Annotated in this window: 18 protein-coding genes, 4 tRNA genes, 1 other RNA gene and 1 pseudogene; 10 read left to right on the top strand and 14 right to left on the bottom strand. The window is 71.5% G+C overall.

Annotated features, from left to right (window positions below; all coding sequences use genetic code 11):
- The first annotated feature begins 3 nt into the window (after window positions 1–3).
- The 8 genes from ACZ7M7_RS28885 to ACZ7M7_RS28850 all read left to right on the top strand — a co-directional run bounded on the left by ACZ7M7_RS28885 (window position 4) and on the right by ACZ7M7_RS28850 (window position 4,559).
- Window positions 4–321, top strand: a complete 318-nt coding sequence (locus ACZ7M7_RS28885) for a histone-like nucleoid-structuring protein Lsr2 (RefSeq protein WP_148000186.1) — start codon at window positions 4–6, stop codon at window positions 319–321.
- A 157-nt stretch (window positions 322–478) separates the two neighbouring features.
- Window positions 479–550 (top strand) — tRNA-Gly (locus ACZ7M7_RS28880).
- 80 nt (window positions 551–630) lie between these two features.
- Window positions 631–703 (top strand) — tRNA-Gly (locus ACZ7M7_RS28875).
- A 131-nt stretch (window positions 704–834) separates the two neighbouring features.
- Window positions 835–1,794, top strand: coding sequence for an ABC transporter ATP-binding protein (locus ACZ7M7_RS28870; protein WP_383628998.1), 960 nt, complete (start codon window positions 835–837; stop codon window positions 1,792–1,794).
- Window positions 1,791–2,567: an ABC transporter permease gene (locus ACZ7M7_RS28865; RefSeq protein WP_383628996.1), complete on the top strand. Its 777-nt coding sequence runs from the start codon at window positions 1,791–1,793 to the stop codon at window positions 2,565–2,567. The genes ACZ7M7_RS28870 and ACZ7M7_RS28865 overlap by 4 nt, the downstream gene beginning before the upstream one ends.
- A gap of 17 nt (window positions 2,568–2,584) precedes the next feature.
- Window positions 2,585–3,817: a sensor histidine kinase gene (locus ACZ7M7_RS28860; protein ID WP_472121623.1), complete on the top strand. Its 1,233-nt coding sequence runs from the start codon at window positions 2,585–2,587 to the stop codon at window positions 3,815–3,817.
- The gene (locus ACZ7M7_RS28855; RefSeq protein WP_383608012.1) at window positions 3,814–4,464 is read left to right on the top strand and encodes a response regulator; all 651 of its coding nucleotides are present in this window, start codon (window positions 3,814–3,816) and stop codon (window positions 4,462–4,464) included. The genes ACZ7M7_RS28860 and ACZ7M7_RS28855 overlap by 4 nt, the downstream gene beginning before the upstream one ends.
- A gap of 22 nt (window positions 4,465–4,486) precedes the next feature.
- Window positions 4,487–4,559: transfer RNA gene (locus ACZ7M7_RS28850), tRNA-Gly, on the top strand.
- Window positions 4,560–4,599: 40 nt separating this feature from the next.
- Here ACZ7M7_RS28850 and ACZ7M7_RS28845 read toward each other — a convergent pair.
- The 6 genes from ACZ7M7_RS28845 to ffs all read right to left on the bottom strand — a co-directional run bounded on the left by ACZ7M7_RS28845 (window position 4,600) and on the right by ffs (window position 13,479).
- The gene (locus ACZ7M7_RS28845) at window positions 4,600–5,499 is read right to left on the bottom strand and encodes a phosphoribosylaminoimidazolesuccinocarboxamide synthase (protein WP_472121620.1); all 900 of its coding nucleotides are present in this window, start codon (window positions 5,497–5,499) and stop codon (window positions 4,600–4,602) included.
- Between the two features lie 82 nt (window positions 5,500–5,581).
- On the bottom strand, window positions 5,582–7,072 hold the full coding sequence (locus ACZ7M7_RS28840) for a N,N-dimethylformamidase beta subunit family domain-containing protein (RefSeq protein ID WP_472121617.1): 1,491 nt from the start codon (window positions 7,070–7,072) through the stop codon (window positions 5,582–5,584).
- Between the two features lie 282 nt (window positions 7,073–7,354).
- Entirely contained in the window at window positions 7,355–9,256 is a 1,902-nt protein-coding gene (locus ACZ7M7_RS28835; protein ID WP_472121615.1) for a hypothetical protein, read from the bottom strand.
- Between the two features lie 360 nt (window positions 9,257–9,616).
- On the bottom strand, window positions 9,617–10,870 hold the full coding sequence (gene purD / locus ACZ7M7_RS28830) for a phosphoribosylamine--glycine ligase (RefSeq protein ID WP_472121612.1): 1,254 nt from the start codon (window positions 10,868–10,870) through the stop codon (window positions 9,617–9,619).
- 87 nt (window positions 10,871–10,957) lie between these two features.
- On the bottom strand, window positions 10,958–13,324 hold the full coding sequence (locus tag ACZ7M7_RS28825; RefSeq protein ID WP_472121610.1) for a DNA polymerase III subunit gamma and tau: 2,367 nt from the start codon (window positions 13,322–13,324) through the stop codon (window positions 10,958–10,960).
- Window positions 13,325–13,384: 60 nt separating this feature from the next.
- Window positions 13,385–13,479, bottom strand: an RNA gene (gene ffs / locus ACZ7M7_RS28820) — signal recognition particle sRNA small type.
- A gap of 73 nt (window positions 13,480–13,552) precedes the next feature.
- Between ffs and ACZ7M7_RS28815 the strand changes: the two genes are divergently transcribed.
- Window positions 13,553–13,640, top strand: a tRNA-Ser gene (locus ACZ7M7_RS28815).
- A gap of 79 nt (window positions 13,641–13,719) precedes the next feature.
- On the opposite strand, the pseudogene ACZ7M7_RS28810 reads toward ACZ7M7_RS28815, so the two are convergent.
- The 6 genes and pseudogenes from ACZ7M7_RS28810 to ACZ7M7_RS28785 all read right to left on the bottom strand — a co-directional run.
- Window positions 13,720–14,249 (bottom strand): annotated as a pseudogene (locus ACZ7M7_RS28810) (tyrosine-type recombinase/integrase); the annotation flags it as partial.
- 71 nt (window positions 14,250–14,320) lie between these two features.
- The gene (locus ACZ7M7_RS28805; RefSeq protein ID WP_472121607.1) at window positions 14,321–14,731 is read right to left on the bottom strand and encodes a roadblock/LC7 domain-containing protein; all 411 of its coding nucleotides are present in this window, start codon (window positions 14,729–14,731) and stop codon (window positions 14,321–14,323) included.
- A complete protein-coding gene (locus tag ACZ7M7_RS28800) occupies window positions 14,728–16,731 on the bottom strand; it encodes a sensor histidine kinase (protein WP_472121605.1) in 2,004 nt (667 codons plus the stop codon). The genes ACZ7M7_RS28805 and ACZ7M7_RS28800 overlap by 4 nt, the downstream gene beginning before the upstream one ends.
- Window positions 16,732–17,756: 1,025 nt before the next feature.
- Window positions 17,757–18,053 carry a hypothetical protein gene (locus tag ACZ7M7_RS28795; RefSeq protein ID WP_472121602.1) on the bottom strand — a complete coding sequence of 99 codons (297 nt, stop codon included), beginning with the start codon at window positions 18,051–18,053 and terminating at the stop codon, window positions 17,757–17,759.
- 99 nt (window positions 18,054–18,152) lie between these two features.
- Window positions 18,153–18,377: a hypothetical protein gene (locus ACZ7M7_RS28790; protein WP_369272038.1), complete on the bottom strand. Its 225-nt coding sequence runs from the start codon at window positions 18,375–18,377 to the stop codon at window positions 18,153–18,155.
- Window positions 18,378–18,421: 44 nt separating this feature from the next.
- On the bottom strand, window positions 18,422–18,655 hold the full coding sequence (locus ACZ7M7_RS28785; RefSeq protein ID WP_383608030.1) for a hypothetical protein: 234 nt from the start codon (window positions 18,653–18,655) through the stop codon (window positions 18,422–18,424).
- Between the two features lie 63 nt (window positions 18,656–18,718).
- Here ACZ7M7_RS28785 and ACZ7M7_RS28780 point away from each other — a divergent pair, with 63 nt between their 5' ends.
- Window positions 18,719–19,243, top strand: a complete 525-nt coding sequence (locus ACZ7M7_RS28780; RefSeq protein ID WP_383608032.1) for a P-loop nucleotide/nucleoside kinase family protein — start codon at window positions 18,719–18,721, stop codon at window positions 19,241–19,243.
- A gap of 2 nt (window positions 19,244–19,245) precedes the next feature.
- On the opposite strand, the gene ACZ7M7_RS28775 is transcribed toward ACZ7M7_RS28780, so the two are convergent.
- Both ACZ7M7_RS28775 and ACZ7M7_RS28770 read right to left on the bottom strand, forming a co-directional pair.
- Window positions 19,246–19,443: a hypothetical protein gene (locus tag ACZ7M7_RS28775; RefSeq protein ID WP_383608034.1), complete on the bottom strand. Its 198-nt coding sequence runs from the start codon at window positions 19,441–19,443 to the stop codon at window positions 19,246–19,248.
- A 64-nt stretch (window positions 19,444–19,507) separates the two neighbouring features.
- Entirely contained in the window at window positions 19,508–21,964 is a 2,457-nt protein-coding gene (locus ACZ7M7_RS28770; RefSeq protein ID WP_383608036.1) for a SpoIIE family protein phosphatase, read from the bottom strand.
- Window positions 21,965–22,010: the final 46 nt, after the last annotated feature.

Here is a 22,010-nt window from a genome sequence, read left to right as displayed (position 1 = left end):
TTCGTGGCGCAGAAGGTCGTGGTCACTCTCTTTGACGACATCGACGGCTCGGAAGCGGCGGAAACGATCGCCTTCGGACTCGACGGCAAGTCGTACGAGATCGACCTGAATGAAGCCAATGCCAAGAAACTGCGTAAGGCGCTCGCGCCCTACGTGGACGCCGGCCGCAAGCGGTCGAAGTCAGGCAAGGCGTACAAGCAGACCGAGGTCGCCCCGGACCCGGCGGCCGTCCGGGCCTGGGCCCAGGCCAACAAGATGGAGGTGCCGGCCCGCGGCCGCATCCCCAAGAAGGTCTACGAGGCGTTCGCCTCGGCCCAGTGAGGTGCTCCGAGGACCTGTCCTCAGGGTCCGTCAGCGCACCCTGAGGACGGCCGACTTGAGCCGGTGCGACAACCGACTTGCGCTACCCCCCTGCTGATCAGCTAATGTCTGGGACACGCCGCCGAGCGAGGCAGAAAAAGCCCAGCTCGCCGAGCATGCGGGTGTAGTTCAGTAGTAGAACATCCCCCTTCCAGGGGGAAGGCGCAGTGTGCAATTCCTGTCACCCGCTCTGCACCGCCGGCCGAACCACGGAAGTGGATCAGGTAGGCTGGTGCTCGCACCGATCGGTGAGAGCCGGTCGGGGGCAATGCGGACGTAGCTCAGTTGGTAGAGCGCAACCTTGCCAAGGTTGAGGTCGCGAGTTCGAGCCTCGTCGTCCGCTCGGGAATGAGACCCCGGTCCTGATGGACCGGGGTCTTTTCGTTATCCGGTGCGCATCCCCCTGACATTTGTCATGCGGAGTGATGACAGCGCGCACTGCTTCCGGCGTCGGATCGCCGGGACGCTGGTGTCATGAACATCAACGAACACGAACACGTGATTGAGGTCACTGACCTGCGTCGTGTGTACGGGGGCGGGTTCGAGGCGGTGCGCGGAATCACGTTCTCCGTGGACCGCGGCGAGGTCTTCGCGCTGCTCGGCACCAATGGCGCGGGCAAGACGTCCACCGTCGAGCTGCTCGAAGGGCTCGCGCGGCCCGCCGCGGGGCGGGTGCGGGTGCTCGGGCACGATCCCCACGCCGAGCGGGACGTCGTACGGCCGCGGACCGGGGTGATGTTGCAGGAGGGCGGCTTTCCGTCCGAGCTGACCGTCGCCGAGACCGCGCGGATGTGGGCGGGGTGCGTGAGCGGGGCCATGCCCGAGGCCGAGGCCCTGGACATGGTCGGGCTCGGGCGGCGGGCCGGGGTGCGGGTGAAGCAGCTGTCCGGCGGTGAACGGCGGCGGCTGGACCTGGCACTGGCCCTGCTCGGCAGGCCCGAGGTGCTGTTCCTGGACGAGCCGACGACCGGGCTCGACGCCGAAGGGCGCCGGGACACCTGGGAATTGGTGCGGGAGCTGCGCGACGCCGGTACGACCGTGCTGCTGACCACGCACTACCTCGAAGAGGCCGAGAACCTCGCCGACCGCATCGCGATCCTGCACGAGGGACGCATCGCGGCCGCCGGGACACCGGCCGAGGTTACGGCGGCCCAGCCCTCGCGGATCTCCTTCGAGCTTCCTCAGGGCTACTTCGTGGGAGATCTGCCGCCCCTCGACGACATGGGCGTGCGCGAGCACGAGGTCGACGGGCGCGTCGTACGGCTGCGCACCCACGAGTTGCAGCGCACCGCGACCCGGCTCCTGGTGTGGGCGGAGACGGCAGGGGTGGAGCTGCGGCGGCTGGACGTGCGGCCGGCGTCGCTGGAGGAGGCGTTCCTGGGGATCGCGCGGGAGGCGGCCGGCGCCGCCGAGAAGAAGGAGTACGCGGCATGAGTACGGCGATGACCACCCCGGTGGGACGCATGACGGCGTTGGCCCGCGCGGAGGTGACGCTGCTCGGGCGCAGCAGGGGGACGCTGTTCGCGGCGCTGTTCGTGCCGCTGCTCCTGCCCTTCAGCGTGCGGGAGGCGGCGAAGGGGATGGACCTGGCGGAGGCCGGCCTTTCCCTCGGCACGGTCGTCCTGCCCGCCTCGATCGGCTTCTCACTGCTCTACGCGGTGTACGCCACGCTCGTCTCCGTCTACACCGCGCGGCGCGAGGAGCTCGTCCTCAAACGGCTGCGCACCGGCGAGCTCAAGGACAGGGAGATCCTGGCCGGGGCCGCGCTGCCGGCCGTGGTCACGGGCGTCGCGCAGAGCCTGGTGCTGGCGGTCGGCTGCGCCGTCCTGCTCGACGTGGGCGCGCCGTCTGCTCCCCATCTCGCCGTACTGGGCCTGCTGTTGGGGGTCGTGCTGTGCGCGTCGCTGGGCGCCGTGACCGCGTCGTTCACCCGCAGCGTCGAGAGTGCGCAGGTCACGACACTGCCCGTGGTGTTCCTCTCCATGATCTTCTCCGGCATGTTCGTCCCCCTCGAGGTGCTGCCGGACCGGGTGGCGTCGGTGTGCGAGTTCCTGCCGCTGACCCCGGTGATCACCCTGCTGCGGGGTGGCTGGACCGGCGACCTGTCGGCGTACGAGGCGATCGGTCCCGTGCTGACCGGGCTGGCCTGGACGGTCCTGGGCGTGTTGGCTGTGCGACGGTGGTTCCGATGGGAGCCACGGCACTGAGGCAGGGGGGACGGCGCATGCGCGGGCCGGGTACGTGGTGGCGGGGCAAGAGCACACCGGCGAAGGTGGAGACGTACACACGGTGGTCGTTCCACTTCTTCGCGGTGATCGAGGTCGCCACGCTCGGTCTGCCCGCCGCCGGCTCGACGATGTCCGAGCCCGGGATCGCGCGCTGGCTGTTTCTGATGGTGTGCGTGCACGCCGTGGCCTGTGCCTTCACCGCCTCACGGGCCCTCGACTGGACGTGCGGCCGCCGTGAGCAGCCGCTGCGGTCGATGGCGGGGCTCCTCGCCGTCGCCCTGGCGGTCCTCGTCGCCACCACCCTCATCGTGCGGTACGGACCGGCCGGCGAGGACGTCGACACCGCGGCGGGTACGGTCCTCGGCGGCACGCTGGCCTTCACGGTCGGCACCCTCACGCTCGGCGTCAGCAGCAGGCGGCGCGTGTTCGCGGTCGTCGCGGGGACCGCGGTGGCCACCGGACTCGTGGCCCTCCCGCTCGGCTCCCCGGTCCCGGCGGCGCTGGGCGCGACGGTCGCCGTCTTCATCGCCTGCGGAATCCTGGCCCTCACCTCCGGTTTCTCCGTCTGGCTCCTCAACGCCGTCTACGAACTCGACGAGGCCCGCGAGACCCGGGCCCGGCTCGCCGTCGCCGAGGAGCGGCTGCGGTTCGGACGGGATCTGCACGACGTCATGGGACGGAATCTGTCGGTCATCGCCCTGAAGAGCGAACTCGCCGTGCAGCTCGCGCGGCGCGGGCGGCCCGAGGCCGTCGAGCAGATGATCGAGGTGCAGCGGATCGCGGGCGAGTCGCAGCGCGAGGTGCGGGACGTCGTACGCGGTTATCGGGAGGTCGACCTGGAGGTCGAGCTGGCCGGTGCGCAGGGGGTGTTGAAGGCGGCCGGGATCGAGTGCCGGGTGACCGGCCGGACGGCGGGGCTGCCCGTCGAGGTGCAGTCGGCGCTGGCCTGGGTGGTCCGGGAGGCGACCACCAATGTGCTGCGGCACGGGAATGCCGGGCGGTGCTCGGTGGGGGTAACGGTGAGCGAGGGACGCGTGGTGTTGACGGTGGAGAACGACGGGGCTGCCGGAGCCTCCGACGGGGGTGGGGGCTCCGGGCTCGCCGGACTGCGGGAGCGGCTGGCCGCGGTGGACGGGACGCTGGACGCCGGTCATGTGGGCGAGGCGGTGTTCCGGCTGGTGGCCGAGGTGCCGCTGGCGGGGGCGGGTGTGCGGGAGGTCGCCGTATGACCGACCTGCGGAGCGACCGAGCGACCGGCCGCCCGGCAGGGCCCGTACGACTGCTCCTCGCCGACGACGAGCATCTGATCCGGGGGGCGCTCGCCACCCTGCTCTCCCTGGAGGACGACCTGGTGATCGTCGCCGAGGCGGCGACCGGGCCGGAGGCGCTGGCGATGGCACGGGCGCACGAGCCGGACGTGGCCGTCCTCGATCTCCAGATGCCCGGCGCGGACGGTGTGAAGGTCGCCACATCGCTGCGGGCCGAACTGCCCAGGTGCCGGGTGCTGATCGTGACCAGTCACGGGCGGCCCGGGCATCTGAAGCGGGCCCTTGCGGCGGGTGTGCGCGGGTTCGTCCCGAAGACCGTCAGCGCCCAGCGGCTTGCGGAGATCATCCGGACCGTGCACGCCGGTAACCGTTACGTCGACCCGGAGTTGGCCGCCGACGCCATCGCCGCCGGGGACTCGCCGCTGACCGCCCGGGAGGCCGAGGTGCTGGAACTCGCCGCCGACGGGGCGCCCGTCGCGGAGATCGCGGAGCGGGCCGCGCTGTCGCAGGGGACCGTGCGGAACTATCTGTCCTCCGCCGTCTCCAAGCTCGGGGCGGAAAACCGGCACGCGGCGGTGCGGCTCGCGCGGGAGCGGGGTTGGGTATAGTGGTTCTCGCGCCACGGCGCATGCGAACGTAGCTCAGTTGGTAGAGCGCAACCTTGCCAAGGTTGAGGTCGCGAGTTCGAACCTCGTCGTTCGCTCAGTTTCGAAAGGCCCCCGGTTCTCCGGGGGCCTTTCGCGTTACGCCCAGCTCATGCCCGTCAGGCGCTCGTACGCCTCCACGTACTTCGCACGGGTCGCGTCCACGACCTCCTGCGGCAGCGGCGGCGGGGGCTGCTCGCTCTTGCGGTCCCAGCCGGAGGCCGGCGAGGTCAGCCAGTCGCGCACGAACTGCTTGTCGTACGACTGCTGCGCACGGCCCGGCTCCCACTGGTCGGCCGGCCAGAAGCGGGACGAGTCCGGGGTGAGGACCTCGTCGGCGATGATCAGCGTCTCCCCGTCGAACCCGAACTCGAACTTGGTGTCCGCAAGGAGGATGCCGCGGTCGCGGGCGATGTCCCGGCCGCGGGAGTAGACGGCGAGGGTCGCCTGGCGCAGCTGGGCGGCGGTGTCGGCGCCGACCTGGCGGGCGACCTCCTCGTAGGAGACGTTCTCGTCGTGCTCGCCGACCGCGGCCTTGGTCGCCGGGGTGAAGATCGGGGCGGGGAGTTCGCTGCCGTCGACGAGGCCCTCGGGGAGGGCGAGGCCGCAGACCGTGCGGGACTCGTTGTACTCCACCAGGCCGGAGCCCGTGAGGTAGCCGCGGGCCACGGCCTCCACCGGCACCATCTGGAGGGACTTGCACACGAGCGTGCGGCCCTCCCAGTCGGCGGGGGCGCCCGCGGGCACGTCGGTGCCCAGCACGTGGTTGGGGACCAGGTCGGCGAGCTGGTCGAACCACCACAGGGAGAGCTGCGTGAGAATGCGGCCCTTGTCGGGGATCTCGGTCGGCAGCACCCAGTCATAGGCGGACATACGGTCGCTGGCGACCATCACGAGGTCACCGGCCTCGTTCTGGTACAGCTCGCGCACCTTGCCGGTGTGCAGGTGCACCAGGCCCGGAACCTGGATCGGCTCGGGCTTTTCTACGAATCCGGACACGGTTCCTCCCCGTGGTTCTGTCCAATGGGTCGATTGTCCCGTACGTGGCGCTGACCTTGGACTGGGGGTGTGCTGGGTGAGCTCAGTCACGCTTGCAGATGCGGTCCAGGAGGTTGGCGGTGGCGCGCTGGACTCGGGCGTCGACGTGGCCCGGGCGGTCCAGTGCCGGGGACCACGCGAACGTCCCGGACGCGAAGACCAGGGCGCCGGAGGTGGCGCGGTAGAGGGACGTCTCCTGGTGGCGCAGGACGCCTTCGCGGTCGGCGTACGGGGAGTGGGCGAGCAGGATGCGCTCCTCGTGCTCGGGGAGCGGGGTGCGCGGGAAGTAGCGGTCGGCCTCGCCCGCGACCATGTCCTTGATCTCGTCGCCCTCGTGGGCGCCGGTCGCCTCCCACAGCCAGTGGTCGGCGTTGCGGACGATCAGGGGGTGCGGCTCCGGGACCTGGCCCGCGTACTGGATGCCGATCACCTCCTGTTCGGGGCGGTCGATCTCGCGCCAGAGGACCGAGCGGCCGGGGCCCTTGCGCTTGCGGCAGGTGAGGAGGCGGTCCGGGACGCCGGACGGGGACGGACCCAACTCCACCTGCCAGTACATGGAGTTGGCGGAGAGGAAGACGAGGGATGTGCCGTTCTCGCGGGCGAGCTCCACGGTGCGGCGCATGTTCGTCGACCAGTACTCGTCGTGGCCGGGGAAGACCAGGCCTCGGTAACGGGCGGGGTCGACGTGTCCTGCGTGCAGGTCGCGGGCGTCGGCGTAGGCGATGTCGTAGCCGTAGCGCTCGGCCCAGCGGATGAAGTCGTAGGCGTGGCCGACGTGCAGGGGCAGGCCCGCGCCCGCGTACGGGCGGTCGAAGGAGACGGTCGTGGCGGCGTCGGCCTCGCCGAGCAGCCGGCCGTCCTCGTCCCACGCGTGGTAGAGGCTGGCGCCGATGCGGCCGTCCTCGGGGTAGAGGTTGTAGGCCTGCCAGGTCACGTCGGGCAGGAGCAGGAGCAGGTCCGCGGGGTGGTTGTCGCGGACCGTGAACGGGATGTGGGAGCGGTAGCCGTCGGCGGTGGTCAGGACGGCCACATACGCGCCGATGCTCCAGTACGACGGGATCTGCAGGCGCCAGGACAGCCACCAGTGGTGGCAGGAGACCGTGCGGTCGGCGGTGAGCGGGGGCGGCTGGACGATGCCGGAGAGGCGGGGGCTGGTGGTGATCTTCGCTGCGCCGTCACCGCCGTAGTGGCCGATGCGGTAGATGTCGACGGCGAATTCCTGCGGCGGGTCGACGGTGATGTGGAAGTCGACGGCCTCGCCGGGGGCGACCGCGCCGGTGGAGATGAAGCCCTTGATCTGGCGGCGGACGTCGTCGGCCGAGCGGGGGCCGGCGCTGCGGGGTGCGGGGACCCTCGGGGTGTCCGACGTCGGTGGGTGGGCCTGGCCGTCGACGTACCAGGGGACGACCTGGCCTGTGTCGTCGAAGTACGTCACGTTGCCGCGCAGCCAGGGGACCGGGCCCTGACCGAAGGGGTCCGTCACGGCGTGCGCCAGTGCGCCCGACTCCCAGCGGCGGATCTGCTCCGACCCCATGCCCTACCCCTCCCTCGTTCCCCCGTGGTTGTGCATCAAGCGTCGTGTGGTGTGGTGCGCGTCTGCTGCAAGTGCCCTGTGTTGCAGGCGGTTGCCTGCGATGGCTTGCGGTTTCTGCCGTGCGACATGAGCTTTTTGTGGCTGTCGTATGTCGTAAGCCCTTGCCATGTGCGCTATCGGTCCCAGCACATCACATTCCGCACGCATCCTGTCACTATTCGTTGCGAATTGGCCGAAAGTGGAACCGGGGGTTCCGACCGCGTGCGGCGGGCACGGTCGCCGTCAGACCAGGCGAACCGGCTTCTCCGGGCGTATCCCCGACTCCACGAGCCAGGCCCGCAGGGGCGTCGGGTCGCCGTCCTCGATGAGGCTGAGGACTCTGGGGGTCAGGTCGGCGGCCCGTTCGCCGTTGATGAGGAGCGTCGGGCCGTCGAGCCAGTCCAGCCCCGGCACCGCACCGGCCGTGTCCATCGCGGCGCAGCACACCATCGCCGTCACATGATCCGTGAGCAACTCGCGTGAGGTGCGGGGCGGTTGCAGCGGGAAGAGGGGGAGCGCGTCGATGTCCAGAAGGGTCGTACCGGGGTCCGGGGACGCCGTCCGCTCCGGCGGTGTCGCGGCCTCCTCGCGGGCCAACTCGGCGGTGATGCCTGCGGCAAGGGCGGAGCTGCGCTCGGTCTCCTGGTCGTCGGCGGGGTGGTCGTCGGCCATGGAGGCGTAGGGGGGTTTGGGGGGCTTGAGGTGCGCGGTGGGCGTGGGGGCCCGGTCGCCGGAGCCTGCGGGCGGGTCCGTGGGCTGGGAGCCGGCTTCCGTGGGAGACGTCCGGTTCTGGGCGCTGGGTGGCTCGGGGTGGCCTGTGTCGTCGGGGTACGCGGCGGTGGGGCCCGGGGTCGTCAGGTGGTCGAGGACCCGGGCCAGGGTGGGGCCGTCGGTTTCCGGGCCCTCGGTGGTGCGGCGGACGCCGAGGGCGTCGAGGACGCGATGGAGGCGGGCCGCGTCGGTGCGCCATTTGCGGTCGACGACCTCCTCCGGGTACTCCTGCCAGCCCACCGGGGACCAGTCGGGTCCGGGCTCGGCGGGGCCGCCGTGGAAGAGGCGGGCGGCGAGCAGTGAGGTGGCCTCGTCGACCGCGCCGGGCTCTTCGAGCAGGTCACAGGCGGGGCGCTCGCCCAGCCGGGAGGCGAAGCCCTCGGCCAGCCGGTCCCGGCGGGAGAGTTCGGTGAGCGCGGCGACGACGCCCGCGTCCAGGCGGGACGGCCAGCGGCCCATCCGCCAGGCGGGCAGCGCGACCCGCGTCAGCAGCCGGTCCCAGCCCGCGTACGCCAGCCCGACCTGTTCCTGCGCGACGATCCGCAGTCCGTAATCCACAGCCTGTGCACGCTCGGCGGCCGCGGCGGCCACGCCCCGCTCCATCTCGGTCGCGTGGTCCCGGCAACTGCGCAGCAGCACCCGAGCGACCCACCCGATGCCCGCGCACACCGCCCGCGACCCAGGGCAACGGCCGCGCGTCGAGGCGACGGCCACAGCGGCGTCCAGGCCCCGGACGAAGCGCCGGGCCTGGGCTATGTCCGGGTGCGCCGAAGGTCCCGTACCGGCGACGACCGGGGCGAGGACCGCTCGAAGCTCGCCGACCCGCATCCACCACAGGAACGGGGAGCCGATGACGAGGACGGGAGCGGCAGGCGTACGGCGGTGGGGGCCGCGCGAGCTTCCGCCGCGCAGACCGTTGAGACCGTCCTCCTCGCGGTCCTCCGCCGGGGGCGGCGGGCCGTGGGACGGGTGGGTGCGGTCCTCCAGCCAGCTGTCGCAGTCCGGCGTGAGCGCTATCGCGGACGGGGCGGGAACGTCGAGGCGGTCGGCGAGGTCGCGCACCAGCCGGTACAGGTCCGGGGCCTGCTCCTCGCCGATCGGCACCGTGGGACTGACGGCGGGGCGGGAGCGGGCGACCACCAGCGCGATCGCGGCGGCGGCGAGCAGGACGAGGACGGCGACGGGGGTGACGACCCAGCGGGCGGCATGCCAGCCCGGGCCGACGAAGTGGCCCGTGGAGACGCCGGCAAGCAGCACCACGGCGACCGCCGCGGGCAGCAGGGCGACGGCCAGCGCGCGGCTGCGGATACGCAGCACCGCGAGGGCCCGGGCACGCGCGGCCTGCGCACCCATCTCCACACCCATACCGGTCACGGCCGGACCTCACCCCCTCCGCGCTGCCCTGGCTGTCCGAACTGTCCTGGCTTTGCTCACTCCCCCACTGTGGCACCCACCACTGACATCGCAATGCCGGTGGGCCAAGTGCCGGAACGCTTGCGCCGCACCCTAGTTGGGGCTTCGGCCCACGTCAGCCGGATGGGGCATCGGTCACTCGATGGAATGGCTTTGGGGAAAGGTGGATGACGGACAGCGAGGATCAGGCCCCTGATCACGGCAGGTGGCGAGACCTGGTCCCGGACGGTGGCGGGCCCCGGTCCCGGCATGGATCAGGCCCCGAATCCTGAGACGGATTCGGGGCCTTCGGGGTTTATCCGGGTCGGGCGCTCGGGGTGGCTATTCGCCCGTCGCCGCCTTCGCCGCGATGTCCGTGCGGTGCTGGGAGCCGTCGAGCCGGACGCGGGTCACGGCCCGGTACGCGCGCTCGCGGGCCTGGGTGAGGTCCGTGCCGGTGGCCGTCACGGACAGGACGCGGCCGCCGGCGCTCAGGACCGAGTCGCCGTCCTGCTTGGTACCGGCGTGCAGGACGTACGCGTGCGGGGCGTCCTCGGCGGCCACCTCGTCGAGGCCGGTGATCGGGTCGCCGGTGCGCGGGGTGCCGGGGTAGTTGTGCGAGGCGACGACCACGGTGACCGCGGCGTCGTCGCTCCAGCGCAGGGGCTCCAGGTCGGCGAGCTCCCCCTTGGCGGCGCCCAGCAGGACACCGGCCAGCGGGGTCTTCAGGCGGGCCAGGACGACCTGGGTCTCGGGGTCGCCGAAGCGGGCGTTGAACTCGATGACCCGCACCCCGCGGGAGGTGATCGCGAGACCGGCGTAGAGCAGGCCGGAGAACGGGGTGCCGCGGCGGCGCATCGCGTCGACGGTCGGCTGGAGGACCGTCTCCATGACCTCGTCGACCAGCTTCGGGTCGGCCCACGGGAGCGGGGAGTACGCGCCCATGCCGCCGGTGTTCGGGCCCTCGTCCCCGTCGAGCGCCCGCTTGAAGTCCTGGGCGGGCTGCAGCGGGAGCACCGTCTCGCCGTCGGTGATGGCGAACAGGGAGACCTCGGGGCCGTCGAGGTACTCCTCGATGACGACGCGCTCGCAGGAGTTCGCGTGCGCCCGGGCCGCCTCGATGTCGGCGGTCACGACGACGCCCTTGCCGGCGGCGAGGCCGTCGTCCTTGACCACGTACGGGGCGCCGAAGGCGTCGAGTGCCTCGTCGACCTCGGCGGGCGTCGTGCAGACGTAGGAGCGGGCGGTCGGGACGCCGGCCGCCGCCATCACGTCCTTGGCGAACGCCTTGGAGCCCTCGATCTGCGCGGCCTCCCCGGAGGGACCGAAGACGGGGATGCCCGCCGCGCGGACGGCGTCGGCGACCCCGGCGACGAGCGGTGCCTCCGGCCCGACGACCACGAGGTCGGCACCGAGCCGTTCCGCCAGTGCGGACACGGCCGTGCCGTCCAGGGCGTCGACCTGGTGCAGTTCGGCGACCTCGGCGATGCCGGCGTTGCCGGGGGCGCAATGCAGCGCGGTGACGTCGGGGTCGAGGGACAGGGAGCGGCACAGGGCGTGTTCGCGGGCGCCGCTTCCGATGACGAGGACCTTCACGGGGGTCAGCCTAACGGGGTTTTTGTGCGGGGTGACGAGGGGCCGGGGGTTCGTGACCTGTACGTTCCTCCAAGACGCCGCGCCCCGCTACTCGTTCGTGAACTCCTCCACCACGGTCGCCCCCAGCTCCCGCACGATCAGTTCACGGCCGGAGAGCGCCGACTCGTTGAGGTCGGGGTCGTCGTCCTCGGGGATGTCGTCCTCGATGTTCACCGGCGGACGCGGTTCCGGGGCGTACGAGGGCTCGGGCGCCGGGGTCGGGGCGGCGGCCGACGCGGAGGCAGTCGGGGGCGGGGTGGGCGCCGTGGGCGTGGGCTGGGGAGGGGCCGGGCGCTGGGCGGACGCACCGCCACCGCCGTAGCCGCTGTTGCCGCCGCCGCCCGAGCCGTAGCTGCCGCCGCCTCCGCCGAAGCCCGGGGAGCCGCCCGGCGGCGGGGGAGCCGAGCCGCCGCCCGACGGGTCGACGACGGCCTCGATCTTCCACTGGACGTTGAACTGCTCGGCCAGTGCCTGGCGCAGGACGTCCTCGCTGCCGCTGCTCGCGAAGTTGTCGCGCGCGCCGGCGTTGACGAAGCCGAGTTGGAGGGTGGTGCCGTCGAAGCCTGTCACCTGGGCGTTCTGGCTGAGCAGGATCCAGGTGAAGCGGCGGCGGTTCTTGACCGCCTCCAGGATGTTCGGCCAGAGCATGCGGGGGTCGACGCCGCTGCTCGGGGGTGTGTGGGCGGGGGCCGCGCCTGCGGTGGGGGCGGGTGCGGGTGTGGGCGCCGGGGGCTGCTGCGGTGGGGGTGCCGGGGTGCCGCCCGTCGGGGCCGGGGGCTGTGTGCCGCCGCCCGCAGGGGTTGCCGTGGGCCAGCCGCCGGGGCGTCGGCCGCCGCCTGCGGAGGCTGCGGTGGGCCAGGCGCCGGGGGCAGGGGCGGCGGGGGCCTGGGGAGTGGGGGCGGCCGGGTCGGGCGTAGGTGCGGATGGTGCGGGTGCGGGCTCAGGGGTGGGCGGAGCCTGGGAGGGCTGAGGTCGGTGGCCGCTCTGCGGCGCCTCGCTCGGGGCTGCGGGTGCGGGCGGGGTCTGCCCCGTGGGCGCACCCTGCCCCGCCGGATCCGGGGCGGCCGTACCGCCCGACGGAGCACCGGGACCGGCCGCGGGTGCCTGCCCCGGCCCTCCCGACGCCCGTACGGCAGCCCGGGCCGCGGCGGGACCGCCACCCGGTGGGACCGGCGCGGCGGCCGCTCCCGCGTGGGCGTCGGGGCCGGGCACGTACCCCATCGGGGGCATGCCGGCGCCGCCGCCGGCGGAGAAGTTGACGCCCCGCTCCAGTCGGTCGAGGCGGGCCATCACGGAACGCTCGTCCCCGTACGCCGCGGGCAGCATCACGCGCGCGCAGATCAGCTCGAGCTGCAGCCGGGGCGAGTTGGCCCCCCGCATCTCGGTCAGCCCCTCGTTGACGAGGTCGGCGGCGCGGCTCAGTTCGGCGGCGCCGAAGATGCCGGCCTGGGCCTGCATGCGCTCCAGGACATCGGACGGGGCGTCGATGAGCCCCTTCTCGGTGGCGTCCGGCACGGCGGCGAGGATGACGAGGTCCCGCAGCCGCTCGAGCAGGTCGGTGACGAACCGCCGGGGATCGTTGCCCCCTTCGATGACGCGGTCCACGACCTCGAAGGCGGCGGCGCCGTCGCCGGTGGCGAACGCCTCCACGACGGAGTCGAGAAGCGAGCCGTCCGTGTACCCGAGCAGGGAGGTGGCCATGGCATACGTCACACCCTCTTCCCTCGCTCCGGCGAGCAGCTGGTCCATGACGGACATGGAGTCACGCACGGAACCCGCGCCCGAGCGCACGACGAGCGGCAGCACGCCGTCCTCGACGGGGATGTTCTCCCGGCCGCACACATCGCCGAGGTAGTCCCGCAGGGTGCCCGGCGGGACGAGGCGGAAGGGGTAGTGGTGGGTCCGGGAGCGGATGGTCCCGATGACCTTCTCGGGCTCGGTCGTGGCGAAGATGAACTTCAGATGCTCCGGCGGCTCCTCGACGACCTTCAGCAGTGCGTTGAAGCCGGCCGACGTGACCATGTGGGCCTCGTCGATGATGTAGATCTTGTAGCGGCTGCTCGCCGGTCCGAAGAAGGCCTTTTCCCGCAGCTCACGGGCGTCGTCCACACCACCGTGCGACGCGGCGTCGATCTCGATGACGTCGATGGACCCGGGGCCGTTGCGGGCGAGGTCCTGGCAGGACTGGCACTCGCCGCAGGGGGCTGGCGTAGGACCTTGCTCACAGTTCAGGCACCGCGCGAGGATCCGCGCGCTGGTCGTCTTGCCGCAACCGCGCGGACCGCTGAACAGGTACGCGTGATTGACCCGGTTGTTCCGCAGCGCCTGCTGCAACGGGTCGGTGACATGCTCCTGCCCGATGACCTCGGCGAACGACTCCGGGCGATAGCGGCGGTACAGCGCGAGAGACGACACGCATACGAGGTTATAGGCGCCCACTGACAACCCGGCCCCGGCGGTCCAGGCCACGGGAACGCAAGGGCCCCCCACGCACCCGCCAGAGCCAACCTACCCTTGCTGCCTTCCGGCCCTGGGGGAGTTCAGTCAGATAGCGCCGCGTGAGGGGCTTCCCAGAGAGTACCCGATGTCAGCAGTGGGGAACGAGTTCGCGAGCACTCCTCAACGTCTTGTATTGTTTGCGGCGGAGGATTCGCCTAGAGGCCTAGGGCGCACGCTTGGAAAGCGTGTTGGGGGCAACCCCTCACGAGTTCGAATCTCGTATCCTCCGCCAGTGCCTCACCGGGCACGATGTCGAAGGGCTCCACCGTTCGCGGTGGGGCCCTTCGACGTTGTCCGTCTCAGTTTCCGTCTCAGTTGGTTTCCGGGAGCTCCCACAGCGCATCGCCGACTTGCTGCGCGACCTTGCGGAGCATGGTCCCCGTGACATGCATGTAGCGAGCGCGCATCCGAGCCGCTCCCCCGGGCTCCCAACCCATGATCGAGTCGATCACGACGTCCGGGACGCCGAGGATCAGGAGCACGGTGACGGCGGTGTGGCGAGCGTCATGGAGACGGCCATCCCGGAGACCGGCGTCCCGAGGCAGCCGCTTCCAGATGTGGAAGTCGGTGTTCGGACTCAGGGGCCCGCCGGTCGGCGAGGCGAACACGTACCCCTTGGCCTCCCAGTCGGCCCCGGCAGCCATCCGCTCCCGCTCCTGTGCCTCTTGTGCTGGCGGAAAATCTTGATCAGCGGATCGGGCAGGCCGATGGTTCGCCGTCCGGCCCGGGACTTGGTCGACTTGTGCTCACGACGGGTCTGCTCACGATTAGGGCAGTAGCCCGCTTTCCGGCCGCAAGGACTGGCACCGCAGCCGTGTGCGTACTTCGGGCGGAGCCGATTCGGCCCGGCCTCGCCACCGTTCGCGGCACGGACTGGTAACGGAGGCAGGGGCGGACGGCGAACGGGTGGGCTCACCTGGGCGCGGAGTGCAGTTCGTGTACCAACTGCGGGGTGAGCAGCTCGCCGGCGCGGTCGGCGAGGACGGCCATTTCGTAGCCGACGAGGCCCACGTCGCACCCTTCGGCGGCGAGGACGCCGAGGCAGCTGCCGTCGCGGATACGACCGACCATGAGGAAGCCCCCAAGCATTTCGATCATGACGAGCTTCATGCCGTGGAAGCCGTGTGCCGTCGCCGCGTTCTGGGCGAGGCTGGTGATGCCGGAGACGACGGCGGCCAAGTGGTCGGCGCGATCTCGGCCGAGGCTGTCCGAGGCGGCCATGAGCAGGCCGTCAGAGGAAACGGCGACGGCATCGGTGACGCCGTCGGCGGTGCGCACGAACTCCGAGACGAGCCAGCCGAAACTCTGGACGGCGGTGGTCACGATGACGCTCCTTGGGGGTTTCTGGCTTCGGCGCGGGCGACACCTGCTCGGAAGCCGTTGAGCAGGGAGGAGACAGCGGGCCTGGCGGGTGGGGGTGAGGTGGAGGGGTCCTCCACGGGGGCGAGCAAGCGCCCGGGGAGGACAAGCAGGGCGGACAGGCCGCCGCCAGGAGTGTCGAAGAGGTGGACTTGAGCGCCTTCACCGAGGCGGTGGGCGAGTCGGCCGACGACGAGGTGGCCGAGGAACCGGGTGGGTGCGGCAACCAGGGTCTCCTCGCCGGAGTCGGAGAGGAGGGCGCCCGCACGTGCTTTGTCGGCTTCGGACATGCCGATGCCGTGGTCGACGACACCGAAGGAGTACGTGTCGTCCTCGGTGTCGTACCAGCCGTGCACCTCGACCGGTTCGGTCGGGGGCGAGAAATTCAGTCCGTTCTCGATGAGCTCGGCGAGGAGGTGGGCGACATCTGCGACGGCGTGCCCACGCACCCGCACCCGCTCCACGGTCGCGATCAGAACTCGACGGTACTGCTCCACCTCGGCGACTGCGGACTGGACGACCTCCAGACCGTCGGCGGGTGCTGCCGTGGCCCGCGGCGAATTCTGCCCGGCCAGGACCAGCAGGCTTTCGGCGTTGCGCCGCATACGGGTGGCGAGGTGGTCGAGCTCGAAGAGCTCGGCGAGGGCGTCCGGGTCGAGTTCCTGCCGTTCCAGGCGGGTGATGAGGCTGAGCTGGCGACGCACGAGGCTCTGGTTCCTGCGGCCGAGATTGGCGAGCGATTCCGTGGTGTTGCGACGCAGGCCGGCCTGCTGGGCAGCCAGCTGGAGGGCCGTGTGCTCAACCTGCTGCAGGGACGCCGCGACCTCGGCGATCTCGGCCGCACCGCCCAGCAGCCGTGCATCGGGGCTGTCCCGTACGTTCTCCGGCGGGAGGAGCTGAGCATGGTCCTGCGGGGACTGCTGGATACGGGCGACGGCTGCGGGCAGCCGGCGGCGCGCCACGTCGTGAGCGGTCTCGGCGAGCCCACGGAGCGGGCGCGTGAGGGACCGGGAGGCAACAGCGGCGAGGCCCGCGACAAGGGTGGCGATGAGCGTGCCCGCGACGAGATAGGCGGCGAGGGCCAGCTCGGCGTCGTGGCTGAGCCGATCGGCCCGGTCCCGTACGCCGACACCGACCGACTGCTGGACGGCGTACAGATCGTCGACGAGTACCGTCATCGCGTCCCACCAGGTGCCGGCGTCGGCGCGCAGCGGGGAGCCGTCGGCGGCGTCTTCCGCCTGTTTCTCGTAGGCGGTGGCGCGTTCGGCGTCCTCGGTTGCGAAGGCTTTCTCCAGTGCCGCGTGCTGAGGTGCGGTGGCGACCTGCCGGAAGCGGGCGAGGGCGGCGACGCGTGTGGCTCGCACCTCGGTGAAGTCGATGTACGCGCGGCCGTGGAAGGCGCCTTGGGCGAACACACCGTTGAGGAGTCCGCGTTCGAGAGCGACGGACTCCTTGGTGGCGGCCAGCTCGCGCAACGCGGCCAGTCCGTCACGCAGTTGACGGTCGGCGCCGGTCGCGGTTTCCGCCACCGGATCGACGGCGTTCAGGGCGTTGACGGCGCTGGTGTAGAAGGTGAGGGTCGCGGCCTGGCCGGCGGTGCCTCTGTCGGCGGCGGCCCGGATGTCGGCGAGACGCCGCAAGTTCCGCTGGACGACGTCCTCGACGGCGCTTTCGCTGCGCATTCGGCGCAGTGCCGTGTCAACGCGCTTGCGCGTGGCGGAAAGCGGTGAGCGGAACTCCTTCTCACCGCCCAACAGGCCGTTGGTCAGGCCGCGTTCACGTTGCAGCTGGTGCACCAGCGCCTGGATGCGCAGGCTGAGGCCCACCTCGGCACGGGTCGTCCGGGCATCGCCGAGGGCCTCGGCGCGGCCGTGCACCGCGAGACCGGTCACCGCCAGCAGCAAGCAGATCGGGACCGTGATGACCACCGCCACCCGGCCCCTGATGCTGCGCCAGCCAGCCATGGGCCGTCGCCCTGGAGTCGTTCGGCCCCCGTGGCGGCGCGCTGAACCGCCCCTGCCTAATCTGCCCTTGCCGATCGCAGCAAGCCTGCCGCGCAGCGGCCGTACGGGCATCCACACCCTCATGTCACGAAGTTAGTCCGACCGCCGTAGCGGCCGGTTTCCTGCCTGTTAGACCGCGTGGGACATTCCGTTGCGCCCCTCTCACACCGCAGAGCAAGAGATTGTGACCGCGGAATGGTCAAGCACAGGGGTGTGGTGCGGGCGGGACCGTGACGAGCGTGGCTCTACGGGCAGCCGCCTCTCCGCGTCTTCGTACTGGACCGCGAAGCCCTGTCCCTTGCGGTACGCGGCGACAGGAAGACGATCGCCTGGCTCGACCTCGCGGCCGGGGGTGGGGCCGAGGTGGTGCCGTCTCCCATGACGCTGGTCGAGGCGTTCGACGGCAGAACCACCGAGCAGCGCTGGGACTGGGTGCTCTCCCGGCTCAAGGTCGCCGACATCGGCAAGGACGAAGCCCGCCAGGCCCGGCGCCTCCTGGCCGACACCAAGCTGCACGGTCACAAGTACGCCATCGATGCCGTGCTCGCTGTCATCGCACGCCAGCAGAAGGGGCAGGTCACCGTCTTCACCTCGACGTGGACGACCTGGAGAAGCTCCTCCCGGACACCATCGTCGTCAAGCAGGTATGACCCGGCGCCCTGGTCTCGGTTCTGGTCTCATTCATCCCCGTCCAGCACGGTCCACCACCCTCCTATTGCCCCATTTCGCCGCAGGTCAGGACGCCCTCGATCGCCACCGGACCCCCAGACGAACATTTGGAAAGCGTGTTGGGGGCAACCCCTCACGAGTTCGAATCTCGTATCCTCCGCCAGTGCCTCACCGGGCACGATGTCGAAGGGCCCCACCGTTCGCGGTGGGGCCCTTCGACGTTGTCCGTCTCGATCTACGGAAAAGATCTACGGAAAAGCGCGTGGCGCCGACCATCCGCGGAACGGACGGGCAGCGCCACGCGTGGAGCCGGAGGCTTAGCCGGGGAACGGCTTGCTCGCCTCGTCGTCACCCTTGATGCAGGCGTTGAGCTTCTTCTGGATGGCGGCCGCCTCGTTGAGCGTCCTCTTGGCCGCCGCGGTCTCCCCCAGCTGCTTCAGCTTCGCGGCCTTGGTCTTGAGGTCGGCGATCTGCTGGCGCATCTGGTTCGGGTGGCAGGTGACGGCGGCCTTGGCCGAGACCGCGGACGGGGCGGCCTGAGCGGGCACCGACGTGATGAAGAGGCCGCCGACGATGGCCGCGGAGACGGCCAGGGCGGAGAAGCGCTTGGTCATGAGTTGTTCCCCCAGTTAGGGCTTGCGATGGTCGGAATGGATCTTACAGAGCCACCGAACTCGCCAGTAACTTGCCTCGCGACCCACCAGAAGCCGCTGTCAGCCGCCCGTCTCCGGCCCCCAGCGCTCGGGCCCCACGCCGCGCCAGTCGATCCAGGACACCTCCGCCACGTCCGACGGGTCGATCTCCAGCCCGGCTCGGCGGAGGAACTCCGCCACATCGGCCACATTGTGGGCCAGCCCGAGGATCTCGCCGTCCACGCGCACGCGCCGGCCTCCGGTGGCGGACGGCGGATGCACGGTCACGCGTATCGGTGCGGACATGTCCTCAGGATCATCCGGGAAGTCGGCCCCTGCACCCCAGCTCGTCATCGACGATGCCACCGATGGCCGTCCCCGCCCGAACGGCCCAGGTCACGCAGTTCCCACCACGCGGCGGGGCCGGGGCGCCGTTGCTGCCAGTAGGGGTGGAAGAACACCTTGACCGACAGCCGGTAAAGGCGCCGGCGCAGCTCCGTGCGGCCGGGCCGCTCGGCCAGTTGCCGGTAGGTGGCACTCCACTCCCGCTGTGCCTGGGCGAGGTCGTCGGGAAACGTTCGCATGGCCAAATTCAATCATGTGTTCGATTTTTGAGGCCACACCGGTGAGCGCTAGCGTGGGGTCCCATGATCGTGTGGATCAACGGCACCCATGGTGCGGGCAAGACAACGACCAGCGCACTCGTGCAGCAACTGCTCCCGGACTCAAGGGTGTTCGACGCCGAGAAGGTCGGCGAGACACTCATGGACATCACACCGGGGCTGCCCGGGACGGACAACTTCCAGCACTGGCCGCCGTGGCGGCCGCTCGTCGTCGAGACCGCCCGCCGCGTACTCGACTACACCGGCGGCACCCTGGTGATGCCGATGACCGTCCTGGTCGAGGAGTACTGGCGCGAGATCAGCGCGGGCCTCGCGCACCATGCCATCCCGGTACGGCACTTCGTCCTCCACGCCGACCAGGACACCCTGCGCGGGCGGATCGCGGGGGACACGGTCCTCGGCCCCGACTCCCCGTTCCGCCTCAGATACCTCGAGCCCTACGCCGAGGCGGCCCGCACATGGCTGCACGCCGAGGCCGAGGTCGTCGACACCACGCACCTCACCCCCGCCCAGGCCGCCACGCAGATCGCAGCAGCCGTCAAGGGCTGAGGTCAGGCCGCGGTCTCCGCCAGTCGCTGGAACGCCCGCGTGGTGTCCGGGTGTGCCATCTCGTCCAGGAGGTGGCGCCAGTCGGGGTCGGTTGCGCGGTGGGACACGTCCCAGGCCGCGAGGAGTGGGGTGAGGTCGGTCTCGCGGGGTGTCTCGGTCAGGTCGTCCATGGCGGTACTCGGGGTCGGCAGCAGGTTCATGGCCGGTTTCCTTCCGGGCGGGGAATCCAAACCTCTGGGACGCGTGGGGTTCTCGGACCCGCCGTCAGACGCCGGTCGGCAGCGCCGGCTCCAACGGCTGTTCCGCCCAGATCGTCTTGCCCTTGGCCGTCTGGCGGGTCCCCCAGCGCCGGGTGAGCTGGGCGACGAGGAGGAGGCCGCGGCCGCCCTCGTCGAAGCTGCGGGCCCGGCGCAGGTGGGGGGCGGTGTTGCCGCCGTCGGAGACCTCGCAGATGAGGGAGTCGTCGTGGGTGAGGTGGATGAGGCGGAGCTGGATGGGGGGTTCCGCGTGCCGGATGGCGTTGGTGACGAGTTCGCTGACGACCAGTTCCGTGACGAACGCGGCGTCCTCCAGATCCCAGGCGTCCAGCTGGGCCAGCGCGTCCTTGCGGGTCTGGGCGACGGCGGAGGGGTCGGCCGGCACGTCCCAGGTGGCGACCTGGGAGGCGTCGAGCGCCCGGGTGCGGGCGAGCAGGAGCGCCACGTCGTCCGGCGGGCGGGGCGGCAGCAGATCGGTGAGGATCCTGTCGCACAGGCCGTCCAGGGTCGGCTCCGGGCCCATGAGCAGGTGGCGGAGGCGGAGCATGCCGTCGTCGAGGTCGCGGTCCGGGGACTCGATCAGGCCGTTGGTGTAGAGGGCCAGCAGGCTGCCCTCCGGCAGGTCGATCTCGGCCGCCTCGAAGGGCAGGCCGCCCAGGCCCAGCGGAGGGCCGACCGGGAGGTCGAGGACCTCGGCGGTGCCCTCGGGGCTCACCACAGTCGGTAGCGGATGCCCGGCCCGGGCCAGCGTGCAGCGCTGGGAGATCGGGTCGTACACGGCGTACAGGCAGGTCGCACCGACCTCGCCGGCGGGCTCGGAGTACTCCTCGAGCGGCCGGCCGACCTCGGGCTCCGTGGACAGGCGGGCCACCAGGTCGTCGAGGTGGGTGAGCAGTTCGTCCGGGGGCAGATCGATGTCGGCGAGCGTGCGTACGGCCGTCCGTAGCCGGCCCATCGTCGCGGAGGCGTGGATGCCGTGGCCGACGATGTCGCCGACGACCAGCGCCACCCGCGCCCCCGACAGCGGGATCACGTCGAACCAGTCACCGCCGACGCCGGCGTGCGCGCCGGCCGGGAGATAGCGGGACGCCACCTCGATCGCCGCCTGCTTGGGCAGCCGCTGCGGCAGCAGGCTGCGCTGCAGCATCACCGCGGTGGCACGTTCGCGGGTGTAGCGGCGGGCGTTGTCGATGGAGACGGCCGCCCTGGCCGCCAGTTCCTCGGCCAGCACCAGGTCGTCCTGCTGGAAGGACTGGGACTTGCGGTGGCGGGTGAAGACGGCGACGCCCAGGGTGGTTCCGCGGGCCGTCAGGGGCACGGCCATCACCGAGTGGACGCCGAACTCGCGGACCCGGGCGGCCCGGGCCGGGTCCCGGGCGACCAGCCGCGTGATCTCGGGGTGCGTCATCTCGTACACCCTCGCCCGTCCCGAGCGGAGCGCCACGACCGGCGCGGTGCCCTCCGGGTACTCGTCCACGTCGCCGAGGGCGACGACCGCCTCCGGCATGCCCGGCGTCACGGACTGGTGTGCGGCCCGTCGCATCACGACAGGGCCCGGCGGCGGCCCGCCCTCCGGGAGCGGCTCGTGCAGGTCCTCGAGGGAGGTCAGCAGGTCGACCGTGACGAAGTCGGCGAGTTCCGGGACCGTCACCTCTGCCAGCTCCTGCGCCGTACGCATCACGTCGAGGGTGGTGCCGATGCGCCGGCCCGCCTCGGCGATCAGCTGGAGCCGTTTGCGTGCCCAGTGCTGCTCGGTCATGTCGTGCGCGGTGAGGCAGACGCCCCGTATCTCGCCCGTCTCGTCGCGCAGGGCCGACAGGAAGATCGACCAGGCGTGCTCGCGGGTCTCACCGGCGGCGCGCAGGAAGTTCTCGTTGTACTGCGGCTCGCCCGTCTCCAGGACCCGGACCATGCTCTGCTCCGCCCGGTCGCCGGCCGGGTCGTCCACGATCTCGTTGACCCGCAGTCCGAGCATGTCCGCCTCGGTGAGGGCCACCGAGCGTTCCATGTCCGCGTTGGCGCGGCACAGGCGGAGCCGGGTGTCGTAGAGCGCCAGCGCGCAGCACGGGGACTGGGCGAAGCTCCAGGTCACGAACGGATCGTCGGCGGGTGGTGAGGGCTGCTGATCGGTGAGGGCCGACACCAGGAACCATTCACCGGCCCTGTGGTGGCCGAGGACCCTGATCTCCAGCCGCCGGCCGTCGCGGTGCCGGACCACGACCTTGCCGTGCCATCTCGGCAGCCGGGCGAACGGGGGCGGGTCCGGTGGGACCGGCCCGGCCAGCAGCTCGGCCGCCGGCTGCCCGACGGTCTGATCGGCCGAGTAGCCCAGGAGCTGCTCGGCGCCCGCGTTCCACCCGGTCACCGTGCCGTGTTCGTCGACGGTGACGCGGGCCGTGAGCGCCTCGCCGACCACATCGTCGAGCGGACGTGTCGTCCGGCCGGTGATGACGGGCTCGTCCATGATCGTTCATCTCGCTCTCGCCGAGATTCACCGGGATCCTGAACCG

This window comes from Streptomyces sp. NPDC111606 (genome assembly GCF_055656945.1).
This window is presented reverse-complemented; position numbering and strand designations above follow the sequence as displayed.

What these genes read in the sequence shown, in the direction of transcription:
- ACZ7M7_RS28870 (WP_383628998.1), top strand. Translation starts at nt 835, where the DNA reads ATGAACATCAACGAACACGAACACGTGATTGAGGTCACTGACCTGCGT.
- ACZ7M7_RS28865 (WP_383628996.1), top strand. Translation starts at nt 1,791, where the DNA reads ATGAGTACGGCGATGACCACCCCGGTGGGACGCATGACGGCGTTGGCC.
- ACZ7M7_RS28860 (WP_472121623.1), top strand. Translation starts at nt 2,585, where the DNA reads ATGCGCGGGCCGGGTACGTGGTGGCGGGGCAAGAGCACACCGGCGAAG.
- ACZ7M7_RS28855 (WP_383608012.1), top strand. Translation starts at nt 3,814, where the DNA reads ATGACCGACCTGCGGAGCGACCGAGCGACCGGCCGCCCGGCAGGGCCC.
- ACZ7M7_RS28840 (WP_472121617.1), bottom strand. Translation starts at nt 7,072, where the DNA reads ATGGGGTCGGAGCAGATCCGCCGCTGGGAGTCGGGCGCACTGGCGCAC.
- ACZ7M7_RS28800 (WP_472121605.1), bottom strand. Translation starts at nt 16,731, where the DNA reads ATGGCTGGCTGGCGCAGCATCAGGGGCCGGGTGGCGGTGGTCATCACG.
- ACZ7M7_RS28795 (WP_472121602.1), bottom strand. Translation starts at nt 18,053, where the DNA reads ATGACCAAGCGCTTCTCCGCCCTGGCCGTCTCCGCGGCCATCGTCGGC.
- ACZ7M7_RS28790 (WP_369272038.1), bottom strand. Translation starts at nt 18,377, where the DNA reads ATGTCCGCACCGATACGCGTGACCGTGCATCCGCCGTCCGCCACCGGA.
- ACZ7M7_RS28785 (WP_383608030.1), bottom strand. Translation starts at nt 18,655, where the DNA reads ATGCGAACGTTTCCCGACGACCTCGCCCAGGCACAGCGGGAGTGGAGT.
- ACZ7M7_RS28780 (WP_383608032.1), top strand. Translation starts at nt 18,719, where the DNA reads ATGATCGTGTGGATCAACGGCACCCATGGTGCGGGCAAGACAACGACC.
- ACZ7M7_RS28775 (WP_383608034.1), bottom strand. Translation starts at nt 19,443, where the DNA reads ATGAACCTGCTGCCGACCCCGAGTACCGCCATGGACGACCTGACCGAG.
- ACZ7M7_RS28770 (WP_383608036.1), bottom strand. Translation starts at nt 21,964, where the DNA reads ATGGACGAGCCCGTCATCACCGGCCGGACGACACGTCCGCTCGACGAT.